This window comes from Streptomyces fractus, assembly GCF_049844455.1.
Taxonomy (GTDB): Bacteria; Actinomycetota; Actinomycetes; order Streptomycetales; family Streptomycetaceae; genus Streptomyces; species Streptomyces fractus.
In genome coordinates this window covers 4,086,141-4,110,734 of record NZ_JBMYHI010000002.1, presented here as the reverse complement: position 1 = coordinate 4,110,734, position 24,594 = coordinate 4,086,141, and the positions used below count along the sequence as shown (strand labels likewise).

At 70.7% G+C, this 24,594-nt stretch carries 19 protein-coding genes; 9 read left to right on the top strand and 10 right to left on the bottom strand.

Annotation, left to right across the window (positions count from 1 at the left end; translation table 11 throughout):
* Nucleotides 1-106 precede the first annotated feature (106 nt).
* Entirely contained in the window at nucleotides 107-2,065 is a 1,959-nt protein-coding gene (gene recQ / locus ACP4E5_RS20430) for a DNA helicase RecQ (protein WP_425830731.1), read from the top strand.
* 59 nt (nucleotides 2,066-2,124) lie between these two features.
* On the opposite strand, the gene fahA is transcribed toward recQ, so the two are convergent.
* Nucleotides 2,125-3,420, bottom strand: coding sequence for a fumarylacetoacetase (gene fahA, locus ACP4E5_RS20425; protein WP_425830729.1), 1,296 nt, complete (start codon nucleotides 3,418-3,420; stop codon nucleotides 2,125-2,127).
* A gap of 245 nt (nucleotides 3,421-3,665) precedes the next feature.
* Here fahA and ACP4E5_RS20420 point away from each other — a divergent pair, with 245 nt between their 5' ends.
* The 3 genes from ACP4E5_RS20420 (at nucleotide 3,666) to ACP4E5_RS20410 (ending at nucleotide 7,144) form a co-directional block, all read left to right on the top strand.
* Nucleotides 3,666-4,934 (top strand): carboxylate--amine ligase, encoded by a 1,269-nt coding sequence (locus tag ACP4E5_RS20420; RefSeq protein WP_425830727.1) that lies wholly within the window; start codon nucleotides 3,666-3,668, stop codon nucleotides 4,932-4,934.
* Nucleotides 4,935-4,983: 49 nt separating this feature from the next.
* Nucleotides 4,984-6,183: an FAD-dependent oxidoreductase gene (locus tag ACP4E5_RS20415; protein WP_425830725.1), complete on the top strand. Its 1,200-nt coding sequence runs from the start codon at nucleotides 4,984-4,986 to the stop codon at nucleotides 6,181-6,183.
* Between the two features lie 157 nt (nucleotides 6,184-6,340).
* Nucleotides 6,341-7,144, top strand: coding sequence for an HAD family hydrolase (locus ACP4E5_RS20410; RefSeq protein ID WP_425830723.1), 804 nt, complete (start codon nucleotides 6,341-6,343; stop codon nucleotides 7,142-7,144).
* A gap of 143 nt (nucleotides 7,145-7,287) precedes the next feature.
* On the opposite strand, the gene ACP4E5_RS20405 is transcribed toward ACP4E5_RS20410, so the two are convergent.
* Nucleotides 7,288-9,294 carry a CocE/NonD family hydrolase gene (locus ACP4E5_RS20405; RefSeq protein WP_425830721.1) on the bottom strand — a complete coding sequence of 669 codons (2,007 nt, stop codon included), beginning with the start codon at nucleotides 9,292-9,294 and terminating at the stop codon, nucleotides 7,288-7,290.
* A gap of 9 nt (nucleotides 9,295-9,303) precedes the next feature.
* Nucleotides 9,304-10,800 carry a peptide MFS transporter gene (locus tag ACP4E5_RS20400; protein ID WP_425830719.1) on the bottom strand — a complete coding sequence of 499 codons (1,497 nt, stop codon included), beginning with the start codon at nucleotides 10,798-10,800 and terminating at the stop codon, nucleotides 9,304-9,306.
* A 215-nt stretch (nucleotides 10,801-11,015) separates the two neighbouring features.
* Between ACP4E5_RS20400 and ACP4E5_RS20395 the strand changes: the two genes are divergently transcribed.
* From ACP4E5_RS20395 to ACP4E5_RS20380, 4 genes are all read left to right on the top strand, one after another.
* Complete coding sequence (locus tag ACP4E5_RS20395) at nucleotides 11,016-12,026, top strand: polyprenyl synthetase family protein (protein WP_425830717.1); 1,011 nt, start codon at nucleotides 11,016-11,018, stop codon at nucleotides 12,024-12,026.
* 321 nt (nucleotides 12,027-12,347) lie between these two features.
* Entirely contained in the window at nucleotides 12,348-13,565 is a 1,218-nt protein-coding gene (locus ACP4E5_RS20390; RefSeq protein ID WP_425830715.1) for a LolA family protein, read from the top strand.
* Between the two features lie 88 nt (nucleotides 13,566-13,653).
* Nucleotides 13,654-14,598 (top strand): ATP-binding cassette domain-containing protein, encoded by a 945-nt coding sequence (locus ACP4E5_RS20385; RefSeq protein ID WP_425830713.1) that lies wholly within the window; start codon nucleotides 13,654-13,656, stop codon nucleotides 14,596-14,598.
* On the top strand, nucleotides 14,585-15,478 hold the full coding sequence (locus ACP4E5_RS20380; RefSeq protein WP_425830711.1) for an ABC transporter permease: 894 nt from the start codon (nucleotides 14,585-14,587) through the stop codon (nucleotides 15,476-15,478). Before ACP4E5_RS20385 ends, ACP4E5_RS20380 begins: the two co-directional genes overlap by 14 nt.
* Nucleotides 15,479-15,497: 19 nt before the next feature.
* Here the strand turns inward: ACP4E5_RS20380 and ACP4E5_RS20375 are convergent, their stop codons facing one another.
* The 4 genes from ACP4E5_RS20375 to ACP4E5_RS20360 all read right to left on the bottom strand — a co-directional run bounded on the left by ACP4E5_RS20375 (nucleotide 15,498) and on the right by ACP4E5_RS20360 (nucleotide 19,789).
* On the bottom strand, nucleotides 15,498-17,108 hold the full coding sequence (locus ACP4E5_RS20375) for an SLC5/6 family protein (RefSeq protein WP_425830709.1): 1,611 nt from the start codon (nucleotides 17,106-17,108) through the stop codon (nucleotides 15,498-15,500).
* Between the two features lie 223 nt (nucleotides 17,109-17,331).
* Nucleotides 17,332-17,781 carry a VOC family protein gene (locus ACP4E5_RS20370; RefSeq protein ID WP_425830707.1) on the bottom strand — a complete coding sequence of 150 codons (450 nt, stop codon included), beginning with the start codon at nucleotides 17,779-17,781 and terminating at the stop codon, nucleotides 17,332-17,334.
* On the bottom strand, nucleotides 17,778-18,791 hold the full coding sequence (gene rarD / locus ACP4E5_RS20365; RefSeq protein ID WP_425830705.1) for an EamA family transporter RarD: 1,014 nt from the start codon (nucleotides 18,789-18,791) through the stop codon (nucleotides 17,778-17,780). The genes ACP4E5_RS20370 and rarD overlap by 4 nt, the downstream gene beginning before the upstream one ends.
* 140 nt (nucleotides 18,792-18,931) lie before the next feature.
* Nucleotides 18,932-19,789, bottom strand: a complete 858-nt coding sequence (locus tag ACP4E5_RS20360; RefSeq protein ID WP_425830703.1) for an SDR family oxidoreductase — start codon at nucleotides 19,787-19,789, stop codon at nucleotides 18,932-18,934.
* Nucleotides 19,790-19,927: 138 nt separating this feature from the next.
* Here ACP4E5_RS20360 and ACP4E5_RS20355 point away from each other — a divergent pair, with 138 nt between their 5' ends.
* Nucleotides 19,928-20,266, top strand: a complete 339-nt coding sequence (locus ACP4E5_RS20355) for a winged helix-turn-helix transcriptional regulator (protein ID WP_425841491.1) — start codon at nucleotides 19,928-19,930, stop codon at nucleotides 20,264-20,266.
* Nucleotides 20,267-20,327: 61 nt separating this feature from the next.
* Here ACP4E5_RS20355 and ACP4E5_RS20350 read toward each other — a convergent pair whose 3' ends face one another.
* The 3 genes from ACP4E5_RS20350 to ACP4E5_RS20340 all read right to left on the bottom strand — a co-directional run bounded on the left by ACP4E5_RS20350 (nucleotide 20,328) and on the right by ACP4E5_RS20340 (nucleotide 24,349).
* A complete protein-coding gene (locus ACP4E5_RS20350) occupies nucleotides 20,328-21,329 on the bottom strand; it encodes a 2-oxoacid:ferredoxin oxidoreductase subunit beta (protein WP_425841488.1) in 1,002 nt (333 codons plus the stop codon).
* A gap of 121 nt (nucleotides 21,330-21,450) precedes the next feature.
* Nucleotides 21,451-23,397, bottom strand: a complete 1,947-nt coding sequence (locus ACP4E5_RS20345; protein ID WP_425830701.1) for a 2-oxoacid:acceptor oxidoreductase subunit alpha — start codon at nucleotides 23,395-23,397, stop codon at nucleotides 21,451-21,453.
* A 292-nt stretch (nucleotides 23,398-23,689) separates the two neighbouring features.
* Nucleotides 23,690-24,349, bottom strand: a complete 660-nt coding sequence (locus ACP4E5_RS20340) for a LuxR C-terminal-related transcriptional regulator (RefSeq protein WP_425841485.1) — start codon at nucleotides 24,347-24,349, stop codon at nucleotides 23,690-23,692.
* Nucleotides 24,350-24,594: the final 245 nt, after the last annotated feature.

Genomic DNA, 24,594 nt, shown 5'->3' with positions numbered 1-24,594 from the left:
AACCTGTGGATAACTTTCCGGGGTGTCAGTCCGGACCCCTATCGTTACTGGAGAAGTCGAGACGAGCTGGACGCACGGGGGCAGGGCGATGGACGGGACACAGGTTATGAGCGAGGTGACCGGGAGCGAGGCGCTGGCCACGCTCCATCGGGTCTTCGGGTACGACGCTTTCCGCGGCGAGCAGGAAGCGATCATCGATCACGTGGTGGGCGGCGGGGATGCCGTCGTACTCATGCCGACCGGTGGCGGCAAGTCGCTCTGCTACCAGATCCCGGCGCTGGTCAGAGCGGGCACGGGGATCGTCGTGTCGCCCCTGATCGCGCTCATGCAGGACCAGGTGGACGCGCTGCGGGCGCTCGGCGTGCGCGCCGGGTTCATGAACTCGACGCAGGACTTCGAGGAGCGCCGCCTCGTGGAGGCCGAGTTCCTCGCGGGCGAGCTCGACCTGCTCTACCTGGCGCCGGAGCGGCTGCGCCTCGACTCCACGCTCGGCCTGCTCTCCCGAGGCAAGATCTCCCTCTTCGCGATCGACGAGGCGCACTGTGTGGCGCAGTGGGGCCACGACTTCCGCCCCGACTACCTGACCCTGTCCGTGCTCGGTCAGCACTGGCCCGACGTGCCGCGCATCGCCCTGACCGCGACGGCGACGCACGCCACGCACCAGGAGATCACCGAGCGCCTCGGCATGCCGGACGCCAAGCACTTCGTGGCGAGCTTCGACCGGCCCAACATCCAGTACCGGATCGTCGGCAAGAACGACCCGAAGAAGCAGCTGCTGTCCTTCCTCAAGCAGGAGCACGAGGGCGACGCGGGCATCGTCTACTGCCTGTCCCGCAAGTCCGTGGAGGCGACCGCCGAGTTCCTCAGTAAGAACGGGATCGAGGCGGTCCCGTACCACGCGGGCCTGGACGCGGGCACGCGCGCGAGGCACCAGTCGCGGTTCCTGCGCGAGGACGGCCTCGTCGTCTGCGCGACCATCGCGTTCGGCATGGGCATCGACAAGCCGGACGTACGGTTCGTCGCCCACCTCGACCTGCCGAAGTCCGTCGAGGGCTACTACCAGGAGACCGGCCGCGCCGGGCGCGACGGGCTGCCGTCGACGGCCTGGATGGCGTACGGGCTGCAGGACGTGGTGCAGCAGCGGAAGCTGATCAACATGGGGGAGGGCGACGAGGCGTTCCGGCGCCGCGCCTCCGCCCACCTGGACTCGATGCTCGCGCTGTGCGAGACGGCGCAGTGCCGCCGGGCCCAGCTGCTCACGTACTTCGGGCAGGAGGGCGCCGAGTCCTGCGGCAACTGCGACACGTGCCTGTCGCCGCCCGAGACGTGGGACGGCACGGTCGCCGCGCAGAAGATCCTGTCGACCGTGGTGCGGCTGGAGAGGGAGCGGCGGCAGAAGTTCGGCGCGGGCCAGATCATCGACATCCTGCTGGGCAAGCGCAGCGCCAAGGTCATCCAGTTCGACCACGACCAGCTCTCCGTCTTCGGGATCGGCGAGGAGCTGGCCGAGGCCGAATGGCGGGGCGTGGTGCGGCAGTTGCTGGCGCAGGGACTCATCGCGGTCGAGGGCGAGTACGGGACGCTGGTGCTCACCGAGGAGAGCGGCACCGTGCTCGGGCGGCAGCGGGAGGTGCGGCTGCGCAAGGAGCCGAAGCCGGCGCCGCGTGCGGCGGCGGCCCGTGAGCGCAAGGCCAAGACGCCCGCCGTCGAGCTGCCGGCGGAGGTGGCGCCGGTCTTCGAGGCGCTGCGGGCCTGGCGCGGGGCGCAGGCGAAGGAGCACGGGGTGCCGGCGTACGTCATCTTCCAGAACGCGACGCTCAGCGAGATCGCGCTGCAACAGCCAACGTCCCTCGCCCAGTTGGGCACGATCGGCGGGGTCGGAGAGAAGAAGCTGGCGACGTGGGGAGAGGGCGTGCTTGGGGTTTTGGCGGGTTTGCGGGGTGAGGCCCCTACCGGGGTGGCGCCGTCCTCCGGGGCAGGGCGGGGCGACGAGCCCTGGCCCGACTATGTGGGCCAGGAGCCGCCGCCCGAGGGCGAGCCGGTGCCGGAGGATGTCGACTGGTAGGACGGGGTTGCGGTCACGGGGCTCTGCCCCGGACCCCGCGCCTCAATCGCCGGCGAGGCTCAGAGTGCCGATGGCACGATCCGGCCAGTGACCTCGCCCAGTTGGACCCTCGCTCCGTCCGGGCCGGGGGCCCAGGCGGAGAGGGTGACCACGTCGCCGTCCTCCAGGAAGCCGCGCTTGCCGTCGGGGAGGTCCAGCGGCTGCTGCCCGTTCCAGGTGATCTCGATCAGGGAGCCGCGCTCGTTGTCCTCCGTGCCGCTGATCGTGCCTGAGCCGTAGAGGTCGCCGGTGCGCAGGGAGGCGCCGTTGACCGTCATATGGGCGAGCATCTGGGCGCCCGTCCAGTACATGCCGGAGAAGGGGGGCTCGGAGATGACCTGGCCGTTGAGGGTGACCGTGATGCGCAGGTCGTAGCCGGCCGGGTTGGCGGTCGCCTCGGGGTCGCTGTCGTCCAGGTACGGCAGCAGCGGCACCGTCCGCTCCGGCGGGCCCACGCGGGCCGCGTCCAGGGCCTCAAGTGGCGTGATCCACGCGGAGATCGACGTGGCGAACGACTTGCCGAGGTGCGGGCCGAGCGGCACCGTCTCCCAGTTCTGGATGTCCCGCGCCGACCAGTCGTTGAGGAGGCAGAGGCCGAAGACGTGGTCCCGGTAGGAGGACAGCGGGACCGGGGTGCCCTGCCGCGACGGGACGCCGACCACGTAGCCGACCTCCGTCTCGATGTCGAGGCGGACGGACGGGCCGAAGACCGGGGCCGGGTCCGCCGGGGCCTTGCGCTGGCCCGAGGGGCGCACCACGTCCGTGCCCGAGACGACGACCGTGCCGGAGCGCCCGTGGTAACCCACCGGCAGATGCTTCCAGTTGGGCTTCAGGGGCTCCTCGTCGGGACGGAAGAGGCGGCCGAGGTTCGAGGCGTGGTTCTCGGACGCGTAGAAGTCGACGTAGTCCGCGACCTCGAACGGCAGGTGCAGGGTGACCGAGGAGAGGGGGTGCAGGAAGGGGCGGACGACCTCGCGGTGGGCCGGGACGGTGACCCACGCCGTCAGGGCGCGGCGCACGTCCGACCAGGTCGTACGGCCCGCCGCCAGCAGGGAGTTGAGGCTCGGGCGGGCCAGGACCGTGACGTAGGGGGAGCCGAGGGCCGCGGCGGCGGCGCCCGCGTCCAGGACGTGATCCCCTATCCGGACGCCCACCGAGCGCTCGCCGCCCGAGGCGTCGTCGGTGAGGGAGAAGACTCCGTACGGAAGGTTGTGCGGGCCGAAGGGGTGGCCTTCGGGAAGGTCGAGTGGGTCGAGACGGTCGAGCGGGGTGTGCTCGGAGGGGGTCTCGGACGCGGAGGTGGCTGCGGGTGCCATGCCTGCGGGCCTCACTTTCCATTCGGGTGCGCCACACGTTACGTGGGAGGCGCGGGTTCGCGGCAGTGCCTAAAGAGTTCGCAATGTCCGAATGACCCGTTGATGGAGTGGTGGGTTCCGGCTTAGCGTCAATGTCCGGTGGGCACGGACGGGGCTGGACCCCGTATTCAAGGTCCGGGTCCGAGGGGGGACACGTGGGGGGACCCGTGGCCGGGAGCACCGGGAGTGTCGGCGGCGCTGGAGGCGTGCCGTTCGCCGTGGACCGTGATGTCCCGGGCCTGATCGTGAAGTTCGGCGACTACCCGCTGCATCACGGAGGGGTCGGCGCGATCCGCAGCCTGGGTCGCCTCGGCGTGCCGATGTACGCGATCACCGAGGACCGCTACACACCCGCGGCTGCCTCGCGCTATCTCCGCCGGGCCTTCCCGTGGCGTACGACGGGGACGGAGGAGCCGGAGCGGCTCGTCGACGGTCTGCTGCGCGTCGCCCGCGGGATCGGCCGGCCGACGGTGCTGATCCCGACGGACGAGGAGGCGGCGGTCCTGATCGCCGAGCACCAGGACCCGCTCGCCGCCGCGGGCTTTCTCTTCCCGCGCGTGGAGCGGGAGTTGCCGCGCCGTCTCGCGAGCAAGCAGGGCCTGCACGAACTGTGCGTGGAGCACGGCATCCCGTCGCCGACGGCCGCGTTCCCGGATTCGTACGCGGACATCGAGGAGTTCGCGGTGAAGGCCCGATTCCCGGTCGTGGCGAAGAACCGGGAGGCGTTCACGCGGCGCTCGCGGCCCGCGGTCAACGGGACCACGAGGATCGCGACCCCCGAGGCGCTGCGTCAACTCGCCCTTGACTGGGGCGAGAAGCCCGGCGTGATCCTCCAGGAGTATCTGCCGCGCGAGGACGCCGAGGACTGGATCGTGCACGCGTACTTCGACCAGGACTCCACACCGCTCGCGATGTTCACCGGCGTCAAGGTCCGCTCCTGGCCGCCGCACGCGGGCATGACGGCGAACGCGTATGTCGTCGACAATCCGGAACTCGCGGACGTCGCCGCACGTTTCATCAAACAGATCGGCTTCACCGGAATCATCGACCTCGATCTGCGCTTCGACCGGCGCGACGGACAGTACAAGCTGCTCGACTTCAATCCGCGGATGGGCGCCCAGTTCCGCCTCTTCGAGAACGAGGCGGGCGTCGACGTCGTCCGTGCCATGCACCTCGCACTCACCGGCCGCACCGTTCCGGAGGGGGAACAGCGGGCGGGACACCGCTACGTCGTCGAGAACATCGACCTGCCGGCCCTGCTGGCGTACCGGCGCAGCGGCTATACGACCCCGCACGCCCCGTCCCGCGCGAGCGGCACGGAGCTTGCGTGGTGGGCGGCCGACGATCCGCGGCCGTGCTTCACGATGCTCGCCCGGCTCGTACGGCCCGGGGCGAAGCATCTGTACCAGCTGTGGCGGGCAGGCCGCCGCGGCGGCAGTACCGGTTCGGGCGGCGGACGCGGCGGCCGGACCTGACCGAAGCAGGCGAAGCAGATGGCATGACGTCGTCCTGGGGAGGGGCTTCGTGAATCATCCGGTAGCAGTCATAGGTGCGGGCCCCTACGGCCTGTCCACCGCCGCCCACTTGAGGGCGCGCGGCATACCCGTCAGGGTCTTCGGGGAACCCATGGTGAGCTGGCGCTCGCACATGCCCGAAGGCATGATCCTCAAGTCCGTGCCGTCCGCGTCGAACATCGACGCGCCGCAGCGCGGACACAAACTGGTCGACTACTGCGACGCGGCAGGGATCAAGCGGCTCGTCACGGACGAGGACCTGATATCCGCCGACACGTTCGTGGCGTACGGAGACTGGTTCCAGAAGAAGCTGGTGCCCGAGCTCGAGCGGGTCCGGGTCGTCTCCGTGGACCGGCGCGGCCGCGAGGGCTTCGAGCTGAAGCTGGACTCGGGCGAGCAGTTCACGGCGCGGGCGGTGGTCGTCGCCACCGGCCTGTCCGGCCTGGAGCATCTGCCGGGGGAGTTCGCCGCGGCCGTGCCGGACGGACCCGCCCCCACGGGCCCTGTCTCGCACAGCGCGCAGCACCACGACCTGACCCGGTTCGCCGGTAAGGAGCTGATCGTCGTCGGCGCGGGCCAGTCCGCCCTGGAGACGGCGGCGCTCGCGGCGGAGGCGGGCGCGAGCGTGAAGGTGGTCGCGCGCGGCAAGGGCCGGGTGCGCTTCGGGGCGCCACCGTGGAACCAGCCGAAGTTCCGCCCGGAGACCCCGTTCGGCAACGCGTGGTCGCTCTACGCGCTCACGTACTACCCGCACCCGTACCGCCATCTCCCGCCACAGGCACGGCACTTCCTGGTCAGGAGGGTGCTCGGGCCGCTGGGCGCGTGGTGGCTGAAGGAGCGGTTCGAGGGCAAGGTCGCGGTGCGCGACGTCGCGGGGATCGAGCGCGTGACGGTGTCACAGGGCGCGCCCGTCCTGAGCGTGCGGACGCTCGGCGGCCGCTCCGACGATCTGTCGGCCGACCACGTCATCGCGGCGACCGGATACCGGGTGGACCTGGCGGCGATGCCGTTCCTGGGGGAGGGGCTGCGCACGCGGCTCGCCACCAGCCGGGGCACGCCGCGGCTCGGCGCCGGCTACGTCTCGTCCGTCCCGGGCCTGTACTTCACGGGCATGCTGGGCGGGTCCTCGTACGGGCCGGTCATGCGCTTCGTCTGCGGTACGGAGTTCGCCTCGCCCCGGCTCGCCGCGCATCTGGCGTCCCACGCGTGACGGGTGCTGCCTGCAACTACCGCGGCGTTCAACCCGGTTGACCGCGCAGGGGCGTAACCCGTACAGATGACACGACCACGTCGTGACCGGCCGAACCTCGCCAGGGCGGCCGGTACGCGACGGGTCGAGGGGGCGGCCGGTCCGTATTCTTCGGATCATGTCCGCACCCGCATATGCACTCATCGCCACTGACCTGGACGGCACGCTGCTGCGCGGCGACGACACGGTCTCCGACCGGACCCGCGACGCCCTGGCGGCGGCCGTCGCCGCGGGCGCCCGGCACATCGTGGTGACGGGGCGGCCCGCGCCCCGCGTGAAGCCGATCCTCGACGACCTCGGCGGGAGCGGGCTCGCCGTGTGCGCGCAGGGGGCGCAGCTGTACGACGGGGTGCGGGACCGGCTGCTGTGGTCGCTCACGATCGACCGGGACCTCGCCGAGCAGGCCCTCGGCAAGATCGAGGCCGAGGTCGGACAGGTGTACGCGGCCGTCGACCAGGACGGGGTGGAGGGCCTCACGCTCATCGAGCCCGGCTACCTCATGCCGCATCCGACGCTGCCCGCCGTACGGGTGCGGGGGCGGGCCGCGCTGTGGGACCGGCCCATCAGCAAGGTGCTGCTGCGCCACCCGTCCCTGTCCGACGACGAGTTGGCGGCGGTGGCGAGAGCCGCGGTGGGGCCGCTCGCCACCGTCACCATGTCCGGGCCCGGGACGGTCGAGTTGCAGCCGCGTGGTGTCACCAAGGCGACCGGGTTGAGCCTCGCCGCGGAGCGGCTTGGCGCCGGGGCCGCCGACACGGTTGCCTTCGGCGATATGCCGAACGATGTGCCGATGTTCGTGTGGGCGGGGTGCGGGGTGGCGGTGGCCAACGCGCATCCGGAGCTCAGGGCTGTCGCCGACGAGGTGACGTCGTCGAACGAGGAGGACGGGGTTGCGGTGGTCCTGGAGCGGCTGTTCCGGTGAACCGGTCCCACGTCACGGGGCTCCGCCCCGGACCCCGCTGCTCAATCGCCGCAGGGGCTTGATATTTGCTCACCCGCCGCTGACGAGCTTGGTCAAGCCCACCAGGCGCTGGTGGGCTTGACCAAGTCGGGGTCGATGGAGGGTCAGCCTGCCGTGCGGGGGATGCGGTGTTCCCAGGTGCGGTGGAAGAGGACCTCGTCGCCGTCGCGGCACACCACCTCGCTCGACGTGAGGAACTCGTCGGCCGTGCAGGTGATCTCGGAGCGGGTTTCCACGTGGGCGTCCCAGCCCGTGTCAGGGCGGTGCAGGCGGATCGTCCAGTCGGAGCGGGTGCGGGCGGACAGCGGGTCGGACTCGTTGATGACGTACGTCTCGAGCGCGTCCTCGGTGAACTCCAGGCCGTCCGGGTACAGGCGCGTGCCGCCGTAGCGCGGGTCGACCTCCAGGCGCCATTCGCCCTTGGCCACGTCCCGTACGACGAGGCGCTCGGGCCGCGGCCCCTCCAGCGTCTCCGGGTAGACGACGCCCAGGGGTTCGGACTGCTCGGGGGCGCCGAAGGTGATCTCGCCGCCCGACTCGGCGCCGCGCACCGGCAGTTCCAGCGTGCTGCCCACCGGGTCGAGCGTGAACCCGGCCTCCGAACCGGCCTGCGGCCAGATCCACGGCCAGTACGCGGACGAGACCGCGAGCCGGATGCGGTGGCCGGCCGGGAAGGCGTGGCCGATGCCGTTCAGCTCGAAGGTGACGTCCTCCGTGGCGTCCGGCTCCCACGGCACGTTCTTGGAACGGCCGTGCCGCGACGACAGGTTCAGCACGCCCCGCGTCACGAGTGTCGAGGAGCCGTCCGGTGCCACGTCGCACACCCGCGCCACGACCTGCCCGCGTTCCACCGGGCACGTCAGCCGCAGCGTCACGCGCGGCCGGCCGAGGACCCGTACCTCCTGCGGCACCTCGAACTCGAAGCACGCCGACTTCGCGTCCTCCTCGCGCTGGTCGGGCGGCAGGTCCGCGTCGTTCCCGAACGGGAAGAAGCGGCCCGCGTCCACGCCCGTGTGCTGCGGTGAACGCACGATCTGGGGCGGGCCCTGGAGCGCGTACGAGGCGGGGGCGACGTTCGGCGAGGGCCACGACGGGTCGCCGACCCAGCGGCCCGGCAGTTGGTCGTAGACGGTGGCCGGCGGGTGCGAGTCGCTGATCCAGGAGCGGAGCTTCGGCTCGGCCATCACCCCTGTGTCGTCGCCCTTCAGCCAGTGGTCCCACCAGCGCAGCGTCTCCTGGAGGAAGCCGATGGCCGGGCCCGGCGGCAGGCCGCGGTCCGGGTACTGGTGCGACCAGGGGCCGATGATGCCGCGCATCCGCTCGTCCGGGAGGTGCTCGGCGAGGCGCAGCACCGTGTCCCGGTACGGGTCGTGCCAGCCGCCGACCGCGAGCACGGCCGCCTTGATCGCGGAGTAGTCCTCGCAGACGCTGCCGTGCCGCCAGTAGTCGTCGCGGGTCTGGTGGTCGAGCCACGTGTGGATGAACGGGTCGACGGCGTCGAGCCGCTTCGTCCACATGTCCTTCCACCCCTCGCCCACGAACTGCGGGTCCGGCGGCCGGGACACGAACGCGAGCATCGTCGCCGCCCACGCGTGCATGTCCACGGCGAGCACGGAGCCGCCCATGTAGTGCACGTCGTTGTCGTAGCGGTCGTCCGCCGAGCAGACGGTGATGATCGCCTTCAGTGGCTCGGGGGCCAGGGCCGCGATCTGGAGGGAGTTGAAGCCGCCCCAGGAGATGCCGAACATGCCGACCTTGCCGGACGACCAGGGCTGAGCGGCCAGCCAGTTCACGACCTCGACGCCGTCGGCGAGCTCCGTCTCGGAGTACTCGTCGGTCGGCATCCCCTCACTGTTGCCGTGTCCGCGCACGTCGACGCGCACGGAGGCGTAGCCATGACCCGCGTACCAGGGGTGCCGCTGCCAGTCGCGCGGCGCCGTCCAGTCGGAGAGCCGGTACGGGAGGTATTCGAGGAGGACGGGCACCGGTTCCTCGGTCACCGGGCGCCACACGCGGGCGAAGAGCGTCGTCCCGTCGGAGAGGGGTACGCGGATGTCCTCGCGGACCGTTCCGAAGGGGAACTCGGTCCTGATGGTGGGAGTCGTCGTCATGGGAGAACCTCAGTGAACGGGGTGCATGGTGCGGCGCAGCCACGGCGCCAGGGCGATCACGGCGACACCGACCGCGACCGCGATCGCGCCGTTGACGCCGAAGTAGGCGGGGTTGGAGACCTCGCCGTAGAGCTTGACGACCTGGGCCTGGATCCCGTTCGCGAGTGCGAGCGAGAGGAACCACAGGGCCATGGTTTGGCTGGCGAAGGCCTGCGGCGCGAGCTTGGTCGTCGCCGACATGCCCGACGTCTCGACGAGGATGTCGCCGAGCCCGAGCAGCAGATACGAGCCGACGATCCACCAGACGGCCATCTTGTACGTGTCGTCGCTGTGGCCCGAGGTCGGCAGGGCCATCAGCAGGAACGACAGGCCGCCCAGGACCACGCCGATCGCGATCTTGTTGGAGGCGTGCGGCTGGCGCGGGCCCATCCGCGCCCAGACGGCGGCCACGACGGGCGCGAGGGCCACCTCGAAGGCGCCGAGCGCGGAGGCGTACCAGCTGGCGGGGAACTCGAAGCCGAGGATGGTCGTCTCGGCGTTCGACGCGGCGAGCAGCATCATCGTCGAGTACGCCTGGAACAGGATGAAGTTGAAGGCGACCGAGGCGATGAAGAGGACCAGATACGGCTTGAGCCGGCCGCGTTCCTCCGCCGTGACCCGCGGGCTCTTGAACATCACCACGAAGTACACGATCGGCGCGATCACCGAGATGTACGTGAGGACGTCGACGAAGCGGCCCATGGTCAGCCACCCGGCGAGGGCCAGGGCCACCGCGACCGCGGCCACCACGACGGCGCCCACGATCATCAGCCGCACAGCCCGGCGCATCCCCTCGGGCGGCAGCGCGTACTCGGCGGCCTCCGTGCGCCCGGCCAGGTGACGGCGGCCCGCGACGTACTGGATAAGGCCGAACGTCATGCCGATCGCGGCCGCGGAGAAGCCCCAGTGCCAGCCCTTGTGGTCGCCGAGCCAGCCGGTGATCAGCGGGCCCGCGAACGCGCCGATGTTGATGCCCATGTAGTAGAGCGCGAAGCCGGCGTCGCGGCGCTCGTCGTCGGTCCGGTACAGCTTGCCGACCATCGAGGCGACATTCGGCTTGAGCAGGCCCGTACCGGCACTGATCAGGCCGAGTCCGACCCACGTCATCGTGGGTGTCGGCACCGCCATCGAGTAATGTCCGCAGGCGATGAGGATGCCGCCCCACAGGACGGCGCGGTACGAGCCGAGGATCCGGTCGGCGAGCCAGCCGCCCGCCACCGAGACGAGGTAGACGAGCGTGCCGTACGCCGCCGAGACCGAGGCCGCGTTGCCGGGGTCCATGCCCATGCCGCCGTGCGCGACGGTGTCGGCGAAGTACAGGACGAGGATGGCCTGCATGCCGAGGAACGAGAAACGTTCCCAGACCTCCAGGCCGGAGAGCGTCAGCAGCCCCCTCGGCTGGCCGAAGAAGGCCGTGTCGTCCTCGGGGGGCGGTGCGCTGCCCGTGTCGTTCTCGGTGCGGGACAAAGTGCGTACTCCAGGTCGTCTGTGCTGATCAAGAACATACCGGTGGTGTCGCGAAGCCGCCTGGTCCAGGGTGTTCGGGCGGGCGCCACCTGTGATCGAAACGCGACCGGATACGCTGACTTGAGTGATGGCAGCGACACATCGACAAACCGTGTCATCGACCGAATGATCGACCGAGTTCGCCATGTGATCGTCAGCAGACAGGAGACCCACTCGTGACCGTCGTCGGGACTTTCGGTCTTAGCGTGCGGGACCAGGCTCTCGAAGCCGATGTCCAGGCCGGATTGGCGGCTGTCGAGGAGGGACTGCTCGAAGCCACCAAGAGCGAGGTTCCCTTCATCACGGAGGCCGCCCGGCACCTGGTGCGCGCCGGGGGCAAGCGGTTCAGGCCGCTGCTCGTGACCCTCGCGGCCCAGTTCGGTGACCCCTACGCACCGGGCGTCGTGCCCTCCGCCGTCGTCGTCGAGCTGACGCATCTCGCGACGCTCTACCACGACGACGTGATGGACGAGGCGGACGTGCGGCGCGGGGTGCAGAGCGCCAACCAGCGCTGGGGCAATTCGGTGGCCGTGCTCACCGGCGACTTCCTGTTCGCGCGGGCCTCGCACATCCTCGCCGACCTCGGCCCCGACGCCGTCCGGATCCAGGCGGAGGCGTTCGAGCGCCTCGTCACCGGCCAGATCCTGGAGACGGCGGGCCCGGCCGACGGGCGCGACCCCGTCGACCACTACCTCGACGTGCTCAGCGGCAAGACCGGCTCGCTCATCGCGGTGGCCTGCCGGTTCGGCGCGATGATGTCCGGCGCGGACGAGACGGTCGTCGATGTCCTCACCCAGTACGGGGAGCGGCTCGGCGTCGCCTTCCAGCTCGCCGACGACGTCCTCGACATCGCCTCCGACTCGCACGAGTCCGGCAAGACGCCCGGCACGGATCTGCGTGAGGGCATCGCCACGCTGCCGGTGCTGCGGCTGCGTGAGAGGGCCGAGCGGCTCGGTCTCGCCGAGGACCGGGAGCTGGTCGAGCTTCTCGACTCGGACCTGAGCGATGACGCGCGGCTGGCCGATGCGGTGGCGCGGTTGCGGGTGCATCCGGCGTTGGAGCAGGCGCGGCGTGACACGGTTCGCTTCGCGGAGGAGGCGAGGGCGGCGCTTGTGCCGTTGGCGGAGTGCCAGGCCAAGGTGGCGCTCGGGGAGTTGTGCGACGCGGTGGTGCATCGGGCGGGCTGACCTCCGCCGGTCTCGGGGCTCTGCCCCGGACCCCGCTGCTCAATCGCCGCAGGGGCTTGATGTGCGGCTCTGCCCCGGGCCCCGCTGTTCGATCGACGCAGGGGCTTGGTGGGGCGTCCCCTAGGTGGGGCCGGGGTGTGTCATCCCGTAGGCGTACGCGGAGTTGATCCCGGGGGCTGACGCTTCCCTGTGGCCGGTTTGGTCAGATTGGGTACACCACTCCAGACCAATCCGGGTGAGAATGGCGGCTCGGGGTGGACGCAGACTGGACGAGTGCACAGGACGGTAAGCCGCCGCCGATCACGGAGGTAGGGCAAGAAGATGGCACCGTACGCATCCGAAGACAGCGAGAGCGGCGCGCGCCGCCGCAAGGCCGTGCGCTACGCGGTCCCCGTCGCCGTGGTGGGGGTGGCCGCGGCGACGATCGGGCTCGTTCCGGCGCTCGCCAGCTCGGGCGACCCGAACCTTCCCGACATCACCGCGCGGCAGCTCATCGAGAAGATCGCGAAGTCGGACACCGAGCAGCTCTCCGGCACCGTGAAGATCCAGACGGATCTGGGCCTGCCCTCGGTCGGCGGCTCCGCGGGCGGCGGCCTGATGGGCGGCGGGGAACACGAGGGCGGCAAGTCCTCGGCCGACCCGCAGTCGAAGCTGACCGAGCTGGCCACCGGCTCGCACACGCTGCGCGTCGCGGCGGACGGCGCGGACCGGCAGAAGCTGTCGGTCCTCGACGACGCGTCCGAGTACAGCGTGATCCACAACGGCGACGACGTGTGGGCCTACGACAGCAAGTCGGACGAGGCGTACCACGCGAAGCAGCAGCAGGGCGAGCACGCGAAGAAGGCCCCGAAGGGCGTTCCGGCCACGCCGAAGGAGCTCACGGACGAGATCCTCAAGGCCGGTGGCGACACCACGTCGTTCGCGGTCGACGGCACCTCGCAGGTCGCGGGCCGGGACGCGTACCGGTTGCAGATCAAGCCGAAGCAGTCCGGTTCGACGGTCGGCGCGGTCACCGTGTCCGTGGACGCGAAGACCGGTACGCCGCTGAAGTTCTCGCTGACCCCGGCGGGCGGCGGCGCGGCCGTCGTCGACGCGGGCTTCACCAAGGTCGACTTCGCGAAGCCGGCCGCCTCCACCTTCGATTTCAAGCCTTCCAAGGGCATGAAGGTCACCGAGGCGGACGAGATGAAGAAGGCGCCGCGGCACGAGGGCGTCGCCAAGCCAGAGGACCTGAAGGCCGGCGACCTGAAGGCCGGCGGGCTCGACGACCTGAAGGTCATCGGCAAGGGCTGGACCTCGATCGCCGAGCTGAAGCTCCCGAACGAGGCCGGTGGCCTGGCCTCGGGCAAGGGCTCGGCCGAGATGCCGCCCGACGCGCAGAAGTTCCTGAGCTCGCTCGGCGACCAGGTGAAGGGTGAGTTCGGCTCCGGCACCGTCTACTCGACCCGCCTCGTGAACGTACTGGTCACCCAGGACGGGAAGGCGTACGCCGGCGCGGTCACCAAGGACGCGCTGGTGAAGGCGGCCAACGCGGGCTGACGGCACGGAAGTTCGAGGTGAGGGGGCGGTGCGTACCGCCCCCTCACCTGTTTGTACGTCGGTGTATGTACGCAGGCATGGGAGGGGCATGGAGGAGCAGCCGGTCATCGAGACACGGGAGCTCAGCAAGCGGTACCGGGGCGGGCAGCTCGCCGTCGACGGACTCAGCCTGAGCGTCCCGCAGGGCGCCGTCTTCGGCTTCCTCGGGCCGAACGGCTCCGGGAAGACGACCACCATCCGGATGCTGATGGGCCTGATCGAGCCGACCTCGGGGGCCGCCCGGGTCCTCGGCCGTCCCATGCCCCGCGCGGTGCGGACCGTGCTGCCGCAGGTGGGCGCGCTGATCGAGGGGCCCGCCCTGTACGGCTTCCTCACCGGCCGGGACAACCTGCTGCGTTACGACTCCGCCGACCCGACCGCCGACCCCCGCACCCGCAAGGAGCGCGTCGGGCAGGCGCTCGACCGGGTGGGTCTGACTGCCGCGGCGGGCAAGAAGGCGAAGGCGTACTCGCTCGGTATGAAGCAGCGGCTCGGCCTCGCCGCCGCCCTGCTGACGCCGCGCCGGCTGCTCGTCCTCGACGAGCCGACGAACGGCCTCGACCCGCAGGGCATGCGCGAAATCAGAAGCCTGGTGCGGGAGTTGGCCTCCGACGGCACCACCATCTTCCTGTCCTCGCACCTCCTCGACGAGATCGAGCAGGTCTGCACGCACGCCGCGGTGATGGCGAGGGGCCGCCTCCTCACCCAGGGGCCGGTCGCCGAACTGGCCTCCGGGGTGCGCGGAAAGCTCGCCGTCACCACCCCCGACCCGGCCGACGCCGCCCGCGTCCTGAAGGAGCACGGGCTCACCGTCCTCGACACGGAGGAGGACCGGGTCACGGCCGAACCGCCGCCTCCCGGAACGGACTTGGCGGAGCTGAACGCGGCACTGGTCACCGCGGGCGTACGCGTACGGGGATTCGGCGTCGAGCGGGCCTCGCTGGAGGACGCGTTCGTCGCGCTGACGGGGGAGGGCTTCGATGTCGCGGGCTGAAACGACGGCGCGGGCCGAAACGCCCGGCGCGGCGCCGACGAACCCCCTGTGGACCCTCGGCCTGCTGCGCAGCGAGCTGACCGTGACCCTGCGCCGCTGGCGCACGCTCGCGCTGCTCGCGGTCCTCGCCGGCGTGCCGATCCTGATCGGTGTCGCCGTGAAGATCGAGACGAGCGGGGACGGGGCGGCCGGCGGCGGTGGGGGCGGCGGTCCCGCGTTCATCGCCCAGATCACGAACAACGGCCTGTTCCTGGTGTTCACCGCGCTCGCCGCGACACTCCCGTTCTTCCTGCCCATGTCGGTCGGCGTCATCGCGGGCGACGCCGTGGCGGGCGAGGCGAACGCCGGGACGCTGCGCTATCTGCTGGTCGCGCCCGCGGGCCGGACCCGCCTGCTGCTCACCAAATACGCGACCGTGCTCGCCTTCTGCCTGCTGGCGACGCTGGTGGTGGCGGTCTCCGCGCTCCTGACCGGGCTGCTGCTGTTCCCGCTCGGCGACGTGGTCACCATCTCCGGCACGCGGATCGGTTACGGCGAAGGGCTGTGGCGGGCGTTCCTGATCGCGCTCGTGGTCGCGGCGTCCCTGGTCGGCATCGCGGCCGTCGGGCTCTTCGTCTCGACGCTCACCGGCAGCGGCATCGCGGCGATGGCGACGACGGTGGGCCTGCTGATCACGGTCCAGATCCTCGACCAGATCCCGCAGCTGCACGCGATCCAGCCCTACCTGTTCTCGCACCAGTGGCTGTCCTTCGCCGACCTGATGCGCGCACCGGTGTACTGGGACGACGTGGTGAAGAACCTCGAACTACAGGCCCTGTACGCGGCGGTGTTCGGCTCGGCGGCGTGGGCGCGGTTCACGGCGAAGGACATCACGTCGTGAACCGCGCCGGGCGGAGCGGTCAGCCGGCCCTGGTGGGGTAGGGGGCCTCGGCCCGGTCCCTGGCCGCCGCGGCGCCCCGCGTCGGGCGGTCACCGCGCCACGGCCGGGCGAGCAGGAAGCCGACGGGGGCGCCCACGAGCACGGAGGAGTGGAACGGCCAGAAGTTCCAGTCCAGGCCGGGGAAGAGCGCGTACGGGGTGCCCGAGACCGAGGGGGAGAAGAACGTGACGAGCAGGACCGCCGCCGTGCTTCCGTAGACGCAGCGCTTCATGGCCGCCGCGGACATGGGGCGGTCGCTGCGCAGCCCGTGGATGACGAGCGGGAGGACCGCCGAGGTCGTCATCGTGTACGACAGGATCAGCCAGAACTGCGGGCTGACATCGGGGGTGAGGGCGGCGAGCAGAATGCTCACGCCGCCGATGGCGACCATGGTGAGACGGGCGCGGCCCGCGCTGACGCTCTTCGTGCCGTCGGCCTTGAGTCCCCCCGGCTTGGTCACCGCACCGCCCGCGCTGAGGTCGCGGACGACGGAGGCGGCAGCGGAGAGCAGGAGGACGGCGGCAGCGGCGAGGACCATCAGGAAGGTGGCGCAGAGGACGAACAGCAGCCACTTGCCGAGCCCGTCCTCGCCTCCGTCCAGGGCGATGGCGAGGCGGGCGATGATGTTCCCGCCGAACTGCCCCTGCGCGACCAGCTTCTTCTCGGGCACGAGGGCCGCCGCGCCGAAGCCGATGAGGGCGGCCATGGCGCACATGGGGGCGATGACGGCGAAGCCGACGCCCGCGACGCGGCGTGCGTCGGCAGGCTTCGGGGCGTCGGTGAAGCGTGCGATGAGGTACGGCATGAAGGCCGCGCCGGTCAGCACGCAGAGGCAGAAAGCGGCGAGGTCGATGAAGCCGATGGGGCCGTCGCCGAAGAGCTGGCCCAGCGCCAGATAGCCGGCCGAACCTGACCGGTGCCGGTCGGCGGCGTCGAAGATCGCTCCGAAGCTTCCGCCGAACCTGACCAGGACCAACAGGCTGAGGAGCGGGGCGATGACCACCAGACCGGCCATCTTGGCCATTTGCAGCACGGTCGCCCCGCGGGTGGCGCCGATCGCCGCGCAGGAGACGATCAGCGCGCCCAGGAGCACGATGAGCAGCTGCCGGGTCCCGAGGTCGGTGATGCCGACCATCTGGGCCGTGTCGCCCAGCGGCTGGAACTGGGCGGTCAGCAGCGGCACCGTAGCGGTCAGCATGGCGAAACCGGCGGCGCGGCGGCCGGGCCCCGGCGGCAGATGGCGGGCGACGGTCTCGCCGAACGAGCGTCCGCCGACGCCCGCGAGGCGCTTCGCCAGCCACTGCCGCATCAGCAGCGGTGACAGGGCCGCGGCCAGGGCGACGATCAGGCCGTCCCCGCCGGCCACGGCGACGACCCCGACGAGGTACATGACGGCGGCGGCGTTCGCGATGTCGCCGGAGTAGGCGAATCCGGTCATGCGGGTGCTGAGGCGGTTGTTCTCGCTGACGCGGAAGAACTCGTCCCCGACGCGGAGGTCGGGGCTGGCCCACATCGACAGGAACAAGCAGGCACCGATGAAGAGGAGGAACAGGAGCAGGGCGATCACGAGCCCGCCGGTGAAGTCCCCCATCACGAACCGCCTCTGTGCGCCGGGCGCGGTGCGGTGCGGGCGCCCAGGAGGCGTGCGTAGGTCAAGGCTCCTCCAGGAGCAGAATGTGCGGCTTCAGGCGCGGGCGGGACGCGGCATGGGCATCGACCGCCCGGACGGTCGAGCACACGTTACCGGCGGTTCGGAGGAGCGCCACGAGGCGAACAGGGGGGATTCCGCGAAGAGTTGGTGACCGACGGTGGGGCTACTGGAGGCAGAACTCGTTGCCCTCGGGGTCGGCCATCAGCAGCCACTCGCCGCCCTGCGCCTTCACCTCGTGCAGGAGGCGCGCGCCGAGGCCGGTGAGCCGCTCGGCCTCGGCCGCCCGCTGCCCGGCCCCGGAATGTACGTCGATGTGCAGCCGGTTCTTGCCGGTCTTCGCCTCGGGCACCCGCTGGAACAGGATCCGGCGGCCGAGCCCGGTGCCGGTGTCCGCGTCCACCGGGTCGTCGGGGTGGCGCACGGCGACCAGGTCACGGAAGGACCGGCGCCCCCACCGCGTCACGGTGTCCGCCTCGCTCACCGCCCCGAACCCGAGGAGCCGTTCGATGAGCGCGGCGTTGTCCTCGACCTCGTAGCCGAGGGTGGCCGCCCAGAACTCGGCCAGTGTGTGCGGGTCGGCGGCGTCGACGACGAGCTTCCAGTGCAGGGTCATGCCCCAGTTATAGGCCGAACTTCCTCCGCGGGAGCGGAAGTTGACGAATGGCGCGCCGCCTCCGCCGCCGCCTCGGCCAGCCGGGCCCGATTGACCCGCGCCGTGCGCAGCGCGTCCCAGGTCAGCACGGCGAGCGCCAGCCACACCAGGGAGAACCCGGCCAGCCGCTCGGCGGGCATCGCCTCGTGGAAGTACCAGACCCCCAGCAGGAACTGGAAGACGGGCGTCAGATACTGCAGGAGCCCCAGCGTCGACAGCGGCACCCGGATCGCCGCCGCCCCGAAGCAGACCAGCGGAAGGGCCGTGATCAGCCCGGACGACGCGAGCAGCGCGGCGTGCCCCACGCCCTCCGTGCCGAACGTCGACCGCCCCTGCGCCGTCAGCCACACCAGATAGGCGAGCGCGGGCAGGAACTGCACGACGGTCTCGGCGGCGAGCGACTCCAGGCCGCTCAGGTTCACCTTCTTCTTCACGAGCCCGTACGTGCCGAACGAGAACGCGAGCACCAGCGAGATCCACGGCGGCTGCCCGTATCCGATGGCGAGCACCAGGACGGCGACGACCCCGGTCCCGACGGCCGCCCACTGCGCGGGCCGCAGCCGTTCCTTCAGGAGCAGGACGCCGAGCGCGATCGAGACGAGCGGGTTGATGAAGTACCCGAGCGAGGCCTCGACGACATGGCCGGAGTTCACGGACCAGATGTAGACGCCCCAGTTGACCGTGATGACGGACGCGGCGATCGCGACGAGCCCCAGCCGCTTCGGCTGCCGGATCAGCTCGCGCGCCCAGTCCCACTTCCGTACGAAGAGCAGCGCGAGGCCCACGACGACCAGCGCCCACACCATCCGGTGCGCCAGGACCTCCACGGCGCCGGCGGGCTTGAGCAGGGGCCAGAACAGGGGGACGAGGCCCCACATCCCGTACGCCGCGAACCCGTTGAGGAGTCCGGTGCGCCCCTCTTTCCGGCTCTCCCCCGGTCCGTCCGGCGCCGCGCCCGCTCCGTCCTGCATGAACCCTCCCTCGTGACACACGGCCGACCCGGCGGCGGCCCCCACGAAGGTAGCGCCGCCGGGCCCCGCCCGTCATGCCCGTATCGCCATACGGTCCTGACGTCTGTGCCCAGTCTGTGCCCAGGGGGAGAGGGCTGCGCCTAGCGCAGTGCGTCGGCGATGGCGTCGGCGATCGGGGTGGTGGGGCGGCCGATGAGCCGGGCCAGGTCGCCGTTCTGCCGGGCGAGCAGCCCCTTCTCGACCGCGGTGTCCACGCCCACGAGGATGTCGGCGAACGGGGCGGGCAGCCCGGCGCCGACCAGGATCTCCCGGTTCTGCTCGGGCGTGACGGCCCGGTAGACGATCTCCTTGCCGGACTGCCGCGCGACCTCGGCGGCGTACTCGGCGAGCGACCACGCGACGTCGCCGCTCAGCTCGTACACCTGGTTCTCGTGGCCCTCACCGGTCAGTACGGCGACGGCGGCCGCGGCGAAGTCCGCGCGCGACGCGGAGGCGAACCGGCCCTCGCCCGCGTTGGCCACGACGGCGCCGTGCTCCAGGACCGGGCCCAGGTTCTCGGTGAAGTTCTCGTGGTACCAGCCGTTGCGCAGGAACGTGTACGGCAGACCGGAGTCGAGGATCGCCTGCTCGGTGACCTTGTGCTCGTCGGCCAGCGCGAAGTCGGCGTCCGGGCCGCCGAGCACTCCGGTGTACGCGAGCAGGGCGACGCCCGCCGCCTTCGCCGCGTCGATCACGGCCTGGTGCTGGGCGGCGCGCTGCCCGACCTCGCTGCCGGAGACCAGCAGGACGCGGTCGCCCGCGCGGAAGACGCCGTCGAGCGTCTCGGGCGCGCTGTAGTCGGCGACGCGCAGCTCGACCCCGCGACCGGCGAGGTCGGCGGCCTTGGCCTTGTCCCGCACGACGGCGGCGATCTCGGCGGCGGGGACGCCCGCGTCGAGCAGTTGCGTGACGACCAGGTGGCCGAGGTGGCCGGTGGCACCGGTGACGACGAAGCTCATGTCTGAAATCTCCCTGATGTGGCGGTTCTCCCTCACTGTACGTCCGGCACTGAGGATTCGTAAGTACCCACTTTGAAGTAAGGTACTGACGTGACAGTGAGCAGGCTTCTGGAGTGGACGACGGCGACCGGTGAGGGCATGTGCCCGCAGCGGCTCGTCCTTGAGCACGTCACGAGCCGGTGGGGCGTCCTCGTGCTGCTGGCGCTGGAGGAGCGGTCGTACCGGTTCAGTGAGCTGCGCCGGGCGATCGGCGGGGTCAGCGAGAAGATGCTCGCGCAGACGCTCCAGACCCTGGAACGGGACGGTGTCGTCCACCGCGACGCCAAGCCCGTGATCCCGCCCCGCGTCGACTACTCGCTCACCGGGCTAGGACGTGAGGCCGCCGCGCAGGTCCGCGCGCTCGCGGACTGGACGGACCGGCGACTGCCCGAGGTGCAGGCGGCGCGCGAGGCGTACGACGAGGCCAGGCCCTCCTGAAACGTACGGGGCCCGGGCGCGGTGTTCCGCGTCCGGGCCCCGGCGTGTGCCTGTGGGGCGCTCAGCCCACGACGGTCCAGGTGTCGCCGCCGGCGAGCAGCGCGCCCAGTTCGCCCTTGCCGTCCCGCTCGATCGCGGCGTCGAGCTGGTCGCTCATCTGCACGTCGTAGACGGGCCGTTCGACATCGCGCAGGACGCCGATCGGGGTGTGGTGCAGGGTGTCGGGGTCGGCGAGCCGGGAGAGCGCGAAGGCCGTGGTCGGGGTCGCCGCGTGGGCATCGTGGACCAGGATGTCGCCCTTGTTGTCCTCCGTGACCGGAACGATCCGCAGGTCACCGGTGGCCGCGTCGCGTACGACGCCCTTCGAGGCCTCGGCCCCGAAGGTGATCGGCTGCCCGTGTTCGAGGCGGATGACGGCTTCCTCGGCCTGCTGCTTGTCCTTGAGGACCTCGAAGGCGCCGTCGTTGAAGATGTTGCAGTTCTGGTAGATCTCGACGAGCGCCGTGCCCTGGTGGTCGGCGGCCGCCCGGAGCACCGACGTGAGGTGCTTGCGGTCGGAGTCGACGGTCCGGGCCACGAAGGACGCCTCCGCGCCGATGGCGAGCGACACCGGGTTGAAGGGCGCGTCGAGCGAGCCCATCGGCGTCGACTTGGTGATCTTGCCGACCTCGGACGTCGGGCTGTACTGGCCCTTCGTCAGGCCGTAGATCCGGTTGTTGAACAGCAGGATCTTCAGGTTCACATTGCGGCGCAGGGCGTGGATGAGGTGGTTGCCGCCGATGGACAGCGCGTCGCCGTCACCGGTCACCACCCACACGCTCAAGTCCCGCCTGGAGGAGGCGAGTCCGGTGGCGATGGCGGGGGCGCGGCCGTGGATGGAGTGCATCCCGTACGTGTTCATGTAGTACGGGAAGCGGGACGAGCAGCCGATGCCGGAGACGAAGACGATGTTCTCCTTCGCCAGACCGAGCTCGGGCATGAAGCCCTGCACGGCGGCGAGGACCGCGTAGTCGCCGCAGCCGGGGCACCAGCGCACTTCCTGGTCGGACTTGAAGTCCTTCATGGACTGCTTGGCCTCGGCCTTGGGGACCAGTGACAGAAGCGTCTCCGCGCCGTCCCCGGTCTCCCCGGCGCCCTCTTCCGTGGCCGGTCCGCCGGCCTCCCTGGGCTGCCTGGTCTGCGTGTCAGCCATCGATGGCCTCCTTGAGAGCGGTGGCGAGCTGCTCAGCCTTGAACGGCATTCCGTTGACCTGGTTGTAGCTGTGCGCGTCGACCAGGTACTTCGCCCGTACGAGCGTGGCGAGCTGACCGAGGTTCATCTCGGGGATCACCACCTTGTCGTAACGCTTCAGGACCTCGCCCAGATTCCGCGGGAACGGGTTGAGGTGGCGCAGATGGGCCTGCGCGATGTGCTCACCGGCCGTGCGCAGGCGGCGCACCGCGGCCGTGATCGGGCCGTACGTCGAGCCCCAGCCGAGGACGAGCGTGCGGGCCTCGCCGGTCGTGTCGTCGACCTCGAGGTCGGGCACCTCGATGCCGTCGATCTTCGCCTGCCGGGTGCGGACCATGAAGTCGTGGTTGGCCGGGTCGTACGAGATGTTGCCCGTGCCGTCCTGCTTCTCGATGCCGCCGATCCGGTGTTCGAGGCCCGGCGTGCCGGGGATCGCCCAGGGGCGGGCCAGGGTCTGCGGGTCGCGCTTGTACGGCCAGTAGACCTCGGTGCCGTCCTCGGTGGTGTGGTTCGGCCCGGAGGCGAACTGGACGCGCAGGTCCGGGAGTTCGTCGACCTCGGGGATGCGCCACGGCTCCGAGCCGTTGGCCAGATAGCCGTCCGAGAGGAGCATGACCGGGGTGCGGTAGGTGACCGCGATCCGGACGGCCTCCAGCGCGGCGTCGAAGCAGTCGGCGGGGGTCCTGGGCGCGACGACCGGGACGGGCGCCTCGCCGTTCCTGCCGTACATCGCCTGGAGCAGGTCCGCCTGCTCGGTCTTGGTCGGCAGGCCGGTCGAGGGGCCGCCGCGCTGGATGTCGATGACGAGCAGCGGCAGTTCGAGACTCACGGCGAGGCCGATCGTCTCGGACTTGAGCGCGACACCGGGGCCCGAGGTCGTGGTGACGCCGAGGGACCCGCCGAAGGCCGCGCCGAGCGCGGCACCGATCCCGGCGATCTCGTCCTCGGCCTGGAAGGTGCGCACGCCGAAGTTCTTGTGCTTGCTGAGCTCGTGGAGGATGTCGCTCGCCGGCGTGATCGGGTACGAGCCCAGGTACAGCGGCAGATCGGCCTGCTTCGAGGCGGCGATCAGCCCGTAGGACAGGGCCAGGTTCCCGGAGATGTTGCGGTAGGTGCCGGTCGGGAAGGCGGTGGAAGCGGGGGCGACCTCGTAGGAGACCGCGAAGTCCTCGGTCGTCTCACCGAAGTTCCAGCCCGCGTGGAACGCCGCCAGGTTCGCCTTCATGATCTCGGGCTTCTTGGCGAACTTGGCCTTGAGGAACTTCTCCGTGCCCTCGGTCGGCCGGTGATACATCCACGACAGCAGGCCGAGCGCGAACATGTTCTTCGAGCGCCCCGCGTCCTTGCGGGAGAGCTCGAACTCCTTCAGCGCCTCGACGGTGAGCGTCGTCAGCGGCACCGGATGCACGTGGTACCCGTCGAGCGACCCGTCCTCGAGCGGGCTGGTGTCGTAACCGACCTTCTGCATCGCCCGTTTGGTGAACTCATCGGTGTTGACGATGACTTCGGCGCCGCGCGGCACGTCCCCGATGTTCGCCTTCAATGCGGCCGGGTTCATCGCCACCAGCACGTTCGGGGCGTCGCCCGGCGTGAGGATGTCGTGGTCGGCGAAGTGGAGTTGGAAGGAGGACACGCCCGGCAGGGTCCCTGCGGGGGCGCGGATCTCCGCCGGGAAGTTCGGCAGCGTGGAGAGATCGTTGCCGAACGACGCGGTCTCCGAAGTGAAGCGGTCCCCCGTGAGCTGCATGCCGTCACCGGAGTCACCCGCGAACCGGATGATCACCCGGTCCACGCGCCGTACGTCCTTGCTCGATTGTCCCGCCGACGTGCGCTGCCCGCCGACAACTGCGCTGTCGGTCCCGTCGGCCTGCTCGGTGGTGCTACTGACCTGGCTGGTCACTGAACTGGACCTCCCTCGAGGCGGCTGTGCGGGCACGGCCGTCCCACCGGCCCTCCCACGGCTCCACCCTACGTCTGTAAGGGTCGCCTTCCTGAGGCGATTCGCATGGTGGACCGCCAAATGAGACGGCGGGTCGCCCCGATTTGTGTGGTGATTCCCCCTGTGGGGGACGCGCTCGGCCGGTCGATGGTTCTTCGGTGTACCTGGGCGTGCTCCGGTGTACTTCGATGTGTCGTCGGTGCGTCTGCAGTGCATCTTCGATGCCTGCATTATCTGACAGGGTGTCAGGTAATCAGGAGTTCAGGTAGGTGAGGACCGCCAGAACGCGGCGGTGATCCCCGTCACTCTGGGACAGGCCCAGCTTCAGGAAGATGTTGCTGACGTGCTTCTCGACCGCGCCGTCGCTCACCACGAGTTGCCGGGCGATCGCCGAGTTCGTACGTCCCTCCGCCATCAGCCCGAGCACCTCGCGCTCGCGCGGCGTGAGGTTCGCCAGCACGTCCTGCTTGCGGCTGCGCCCGAGCAACTGCGCGACCACCTCGGGGTCGAGCGCCGTGCCACCCTCGGCGACCCGCACCACCGCGTCCACGAACTCCCGGACCTCGGCGACCCGGTCCTTGAGCAGGTACCCGACGCCACGGCTCGACCCGGCGAGCAGCTCGGTGGCGTACTGCTCCTCCACGTACTGCGACAGGACGAGCACCCCGAGGTCGGGGAACCGGGCCCGCAATCGCACCGCCGCGCGCACGCCCTCGTCCGTGTGCGTGGGCGGCATCCGTACGTCGGCGACGACCACGTCCGGCAGCTGTTTCTGCTCGCCCAGCTCGATGATGGTCTTGACCAGCGCTTCCCCGTCGCCGACACCCGCGACGACCTCGTGTCCGCGGTCCGTGAGCAACCGGGTCAGGCCCTCCCTGAGCAGCACTGAATCCTCGGCGATGACGACCCGCACCTTGTCCTCCACGTTCTTGAGCCCCCCAGCACACGAGCGTCCCGACACGGTGCGCGCCGGGATCGTCCGATCCTCATGCCCCAGCATTCCAGGATCGGGGGGTACAGGTGTGGGAGCGGACACCTCCGGTTGGGGGAGGCCCCTTCTTTGGCGCCGATGGCCGGTTCACGAAGGGCGCCCCAATAGAGCCCTCCGGCGCCGGAGGGCGGGCCAATTGAGTCCCTCCGGCGACGGGGGCGGACTAA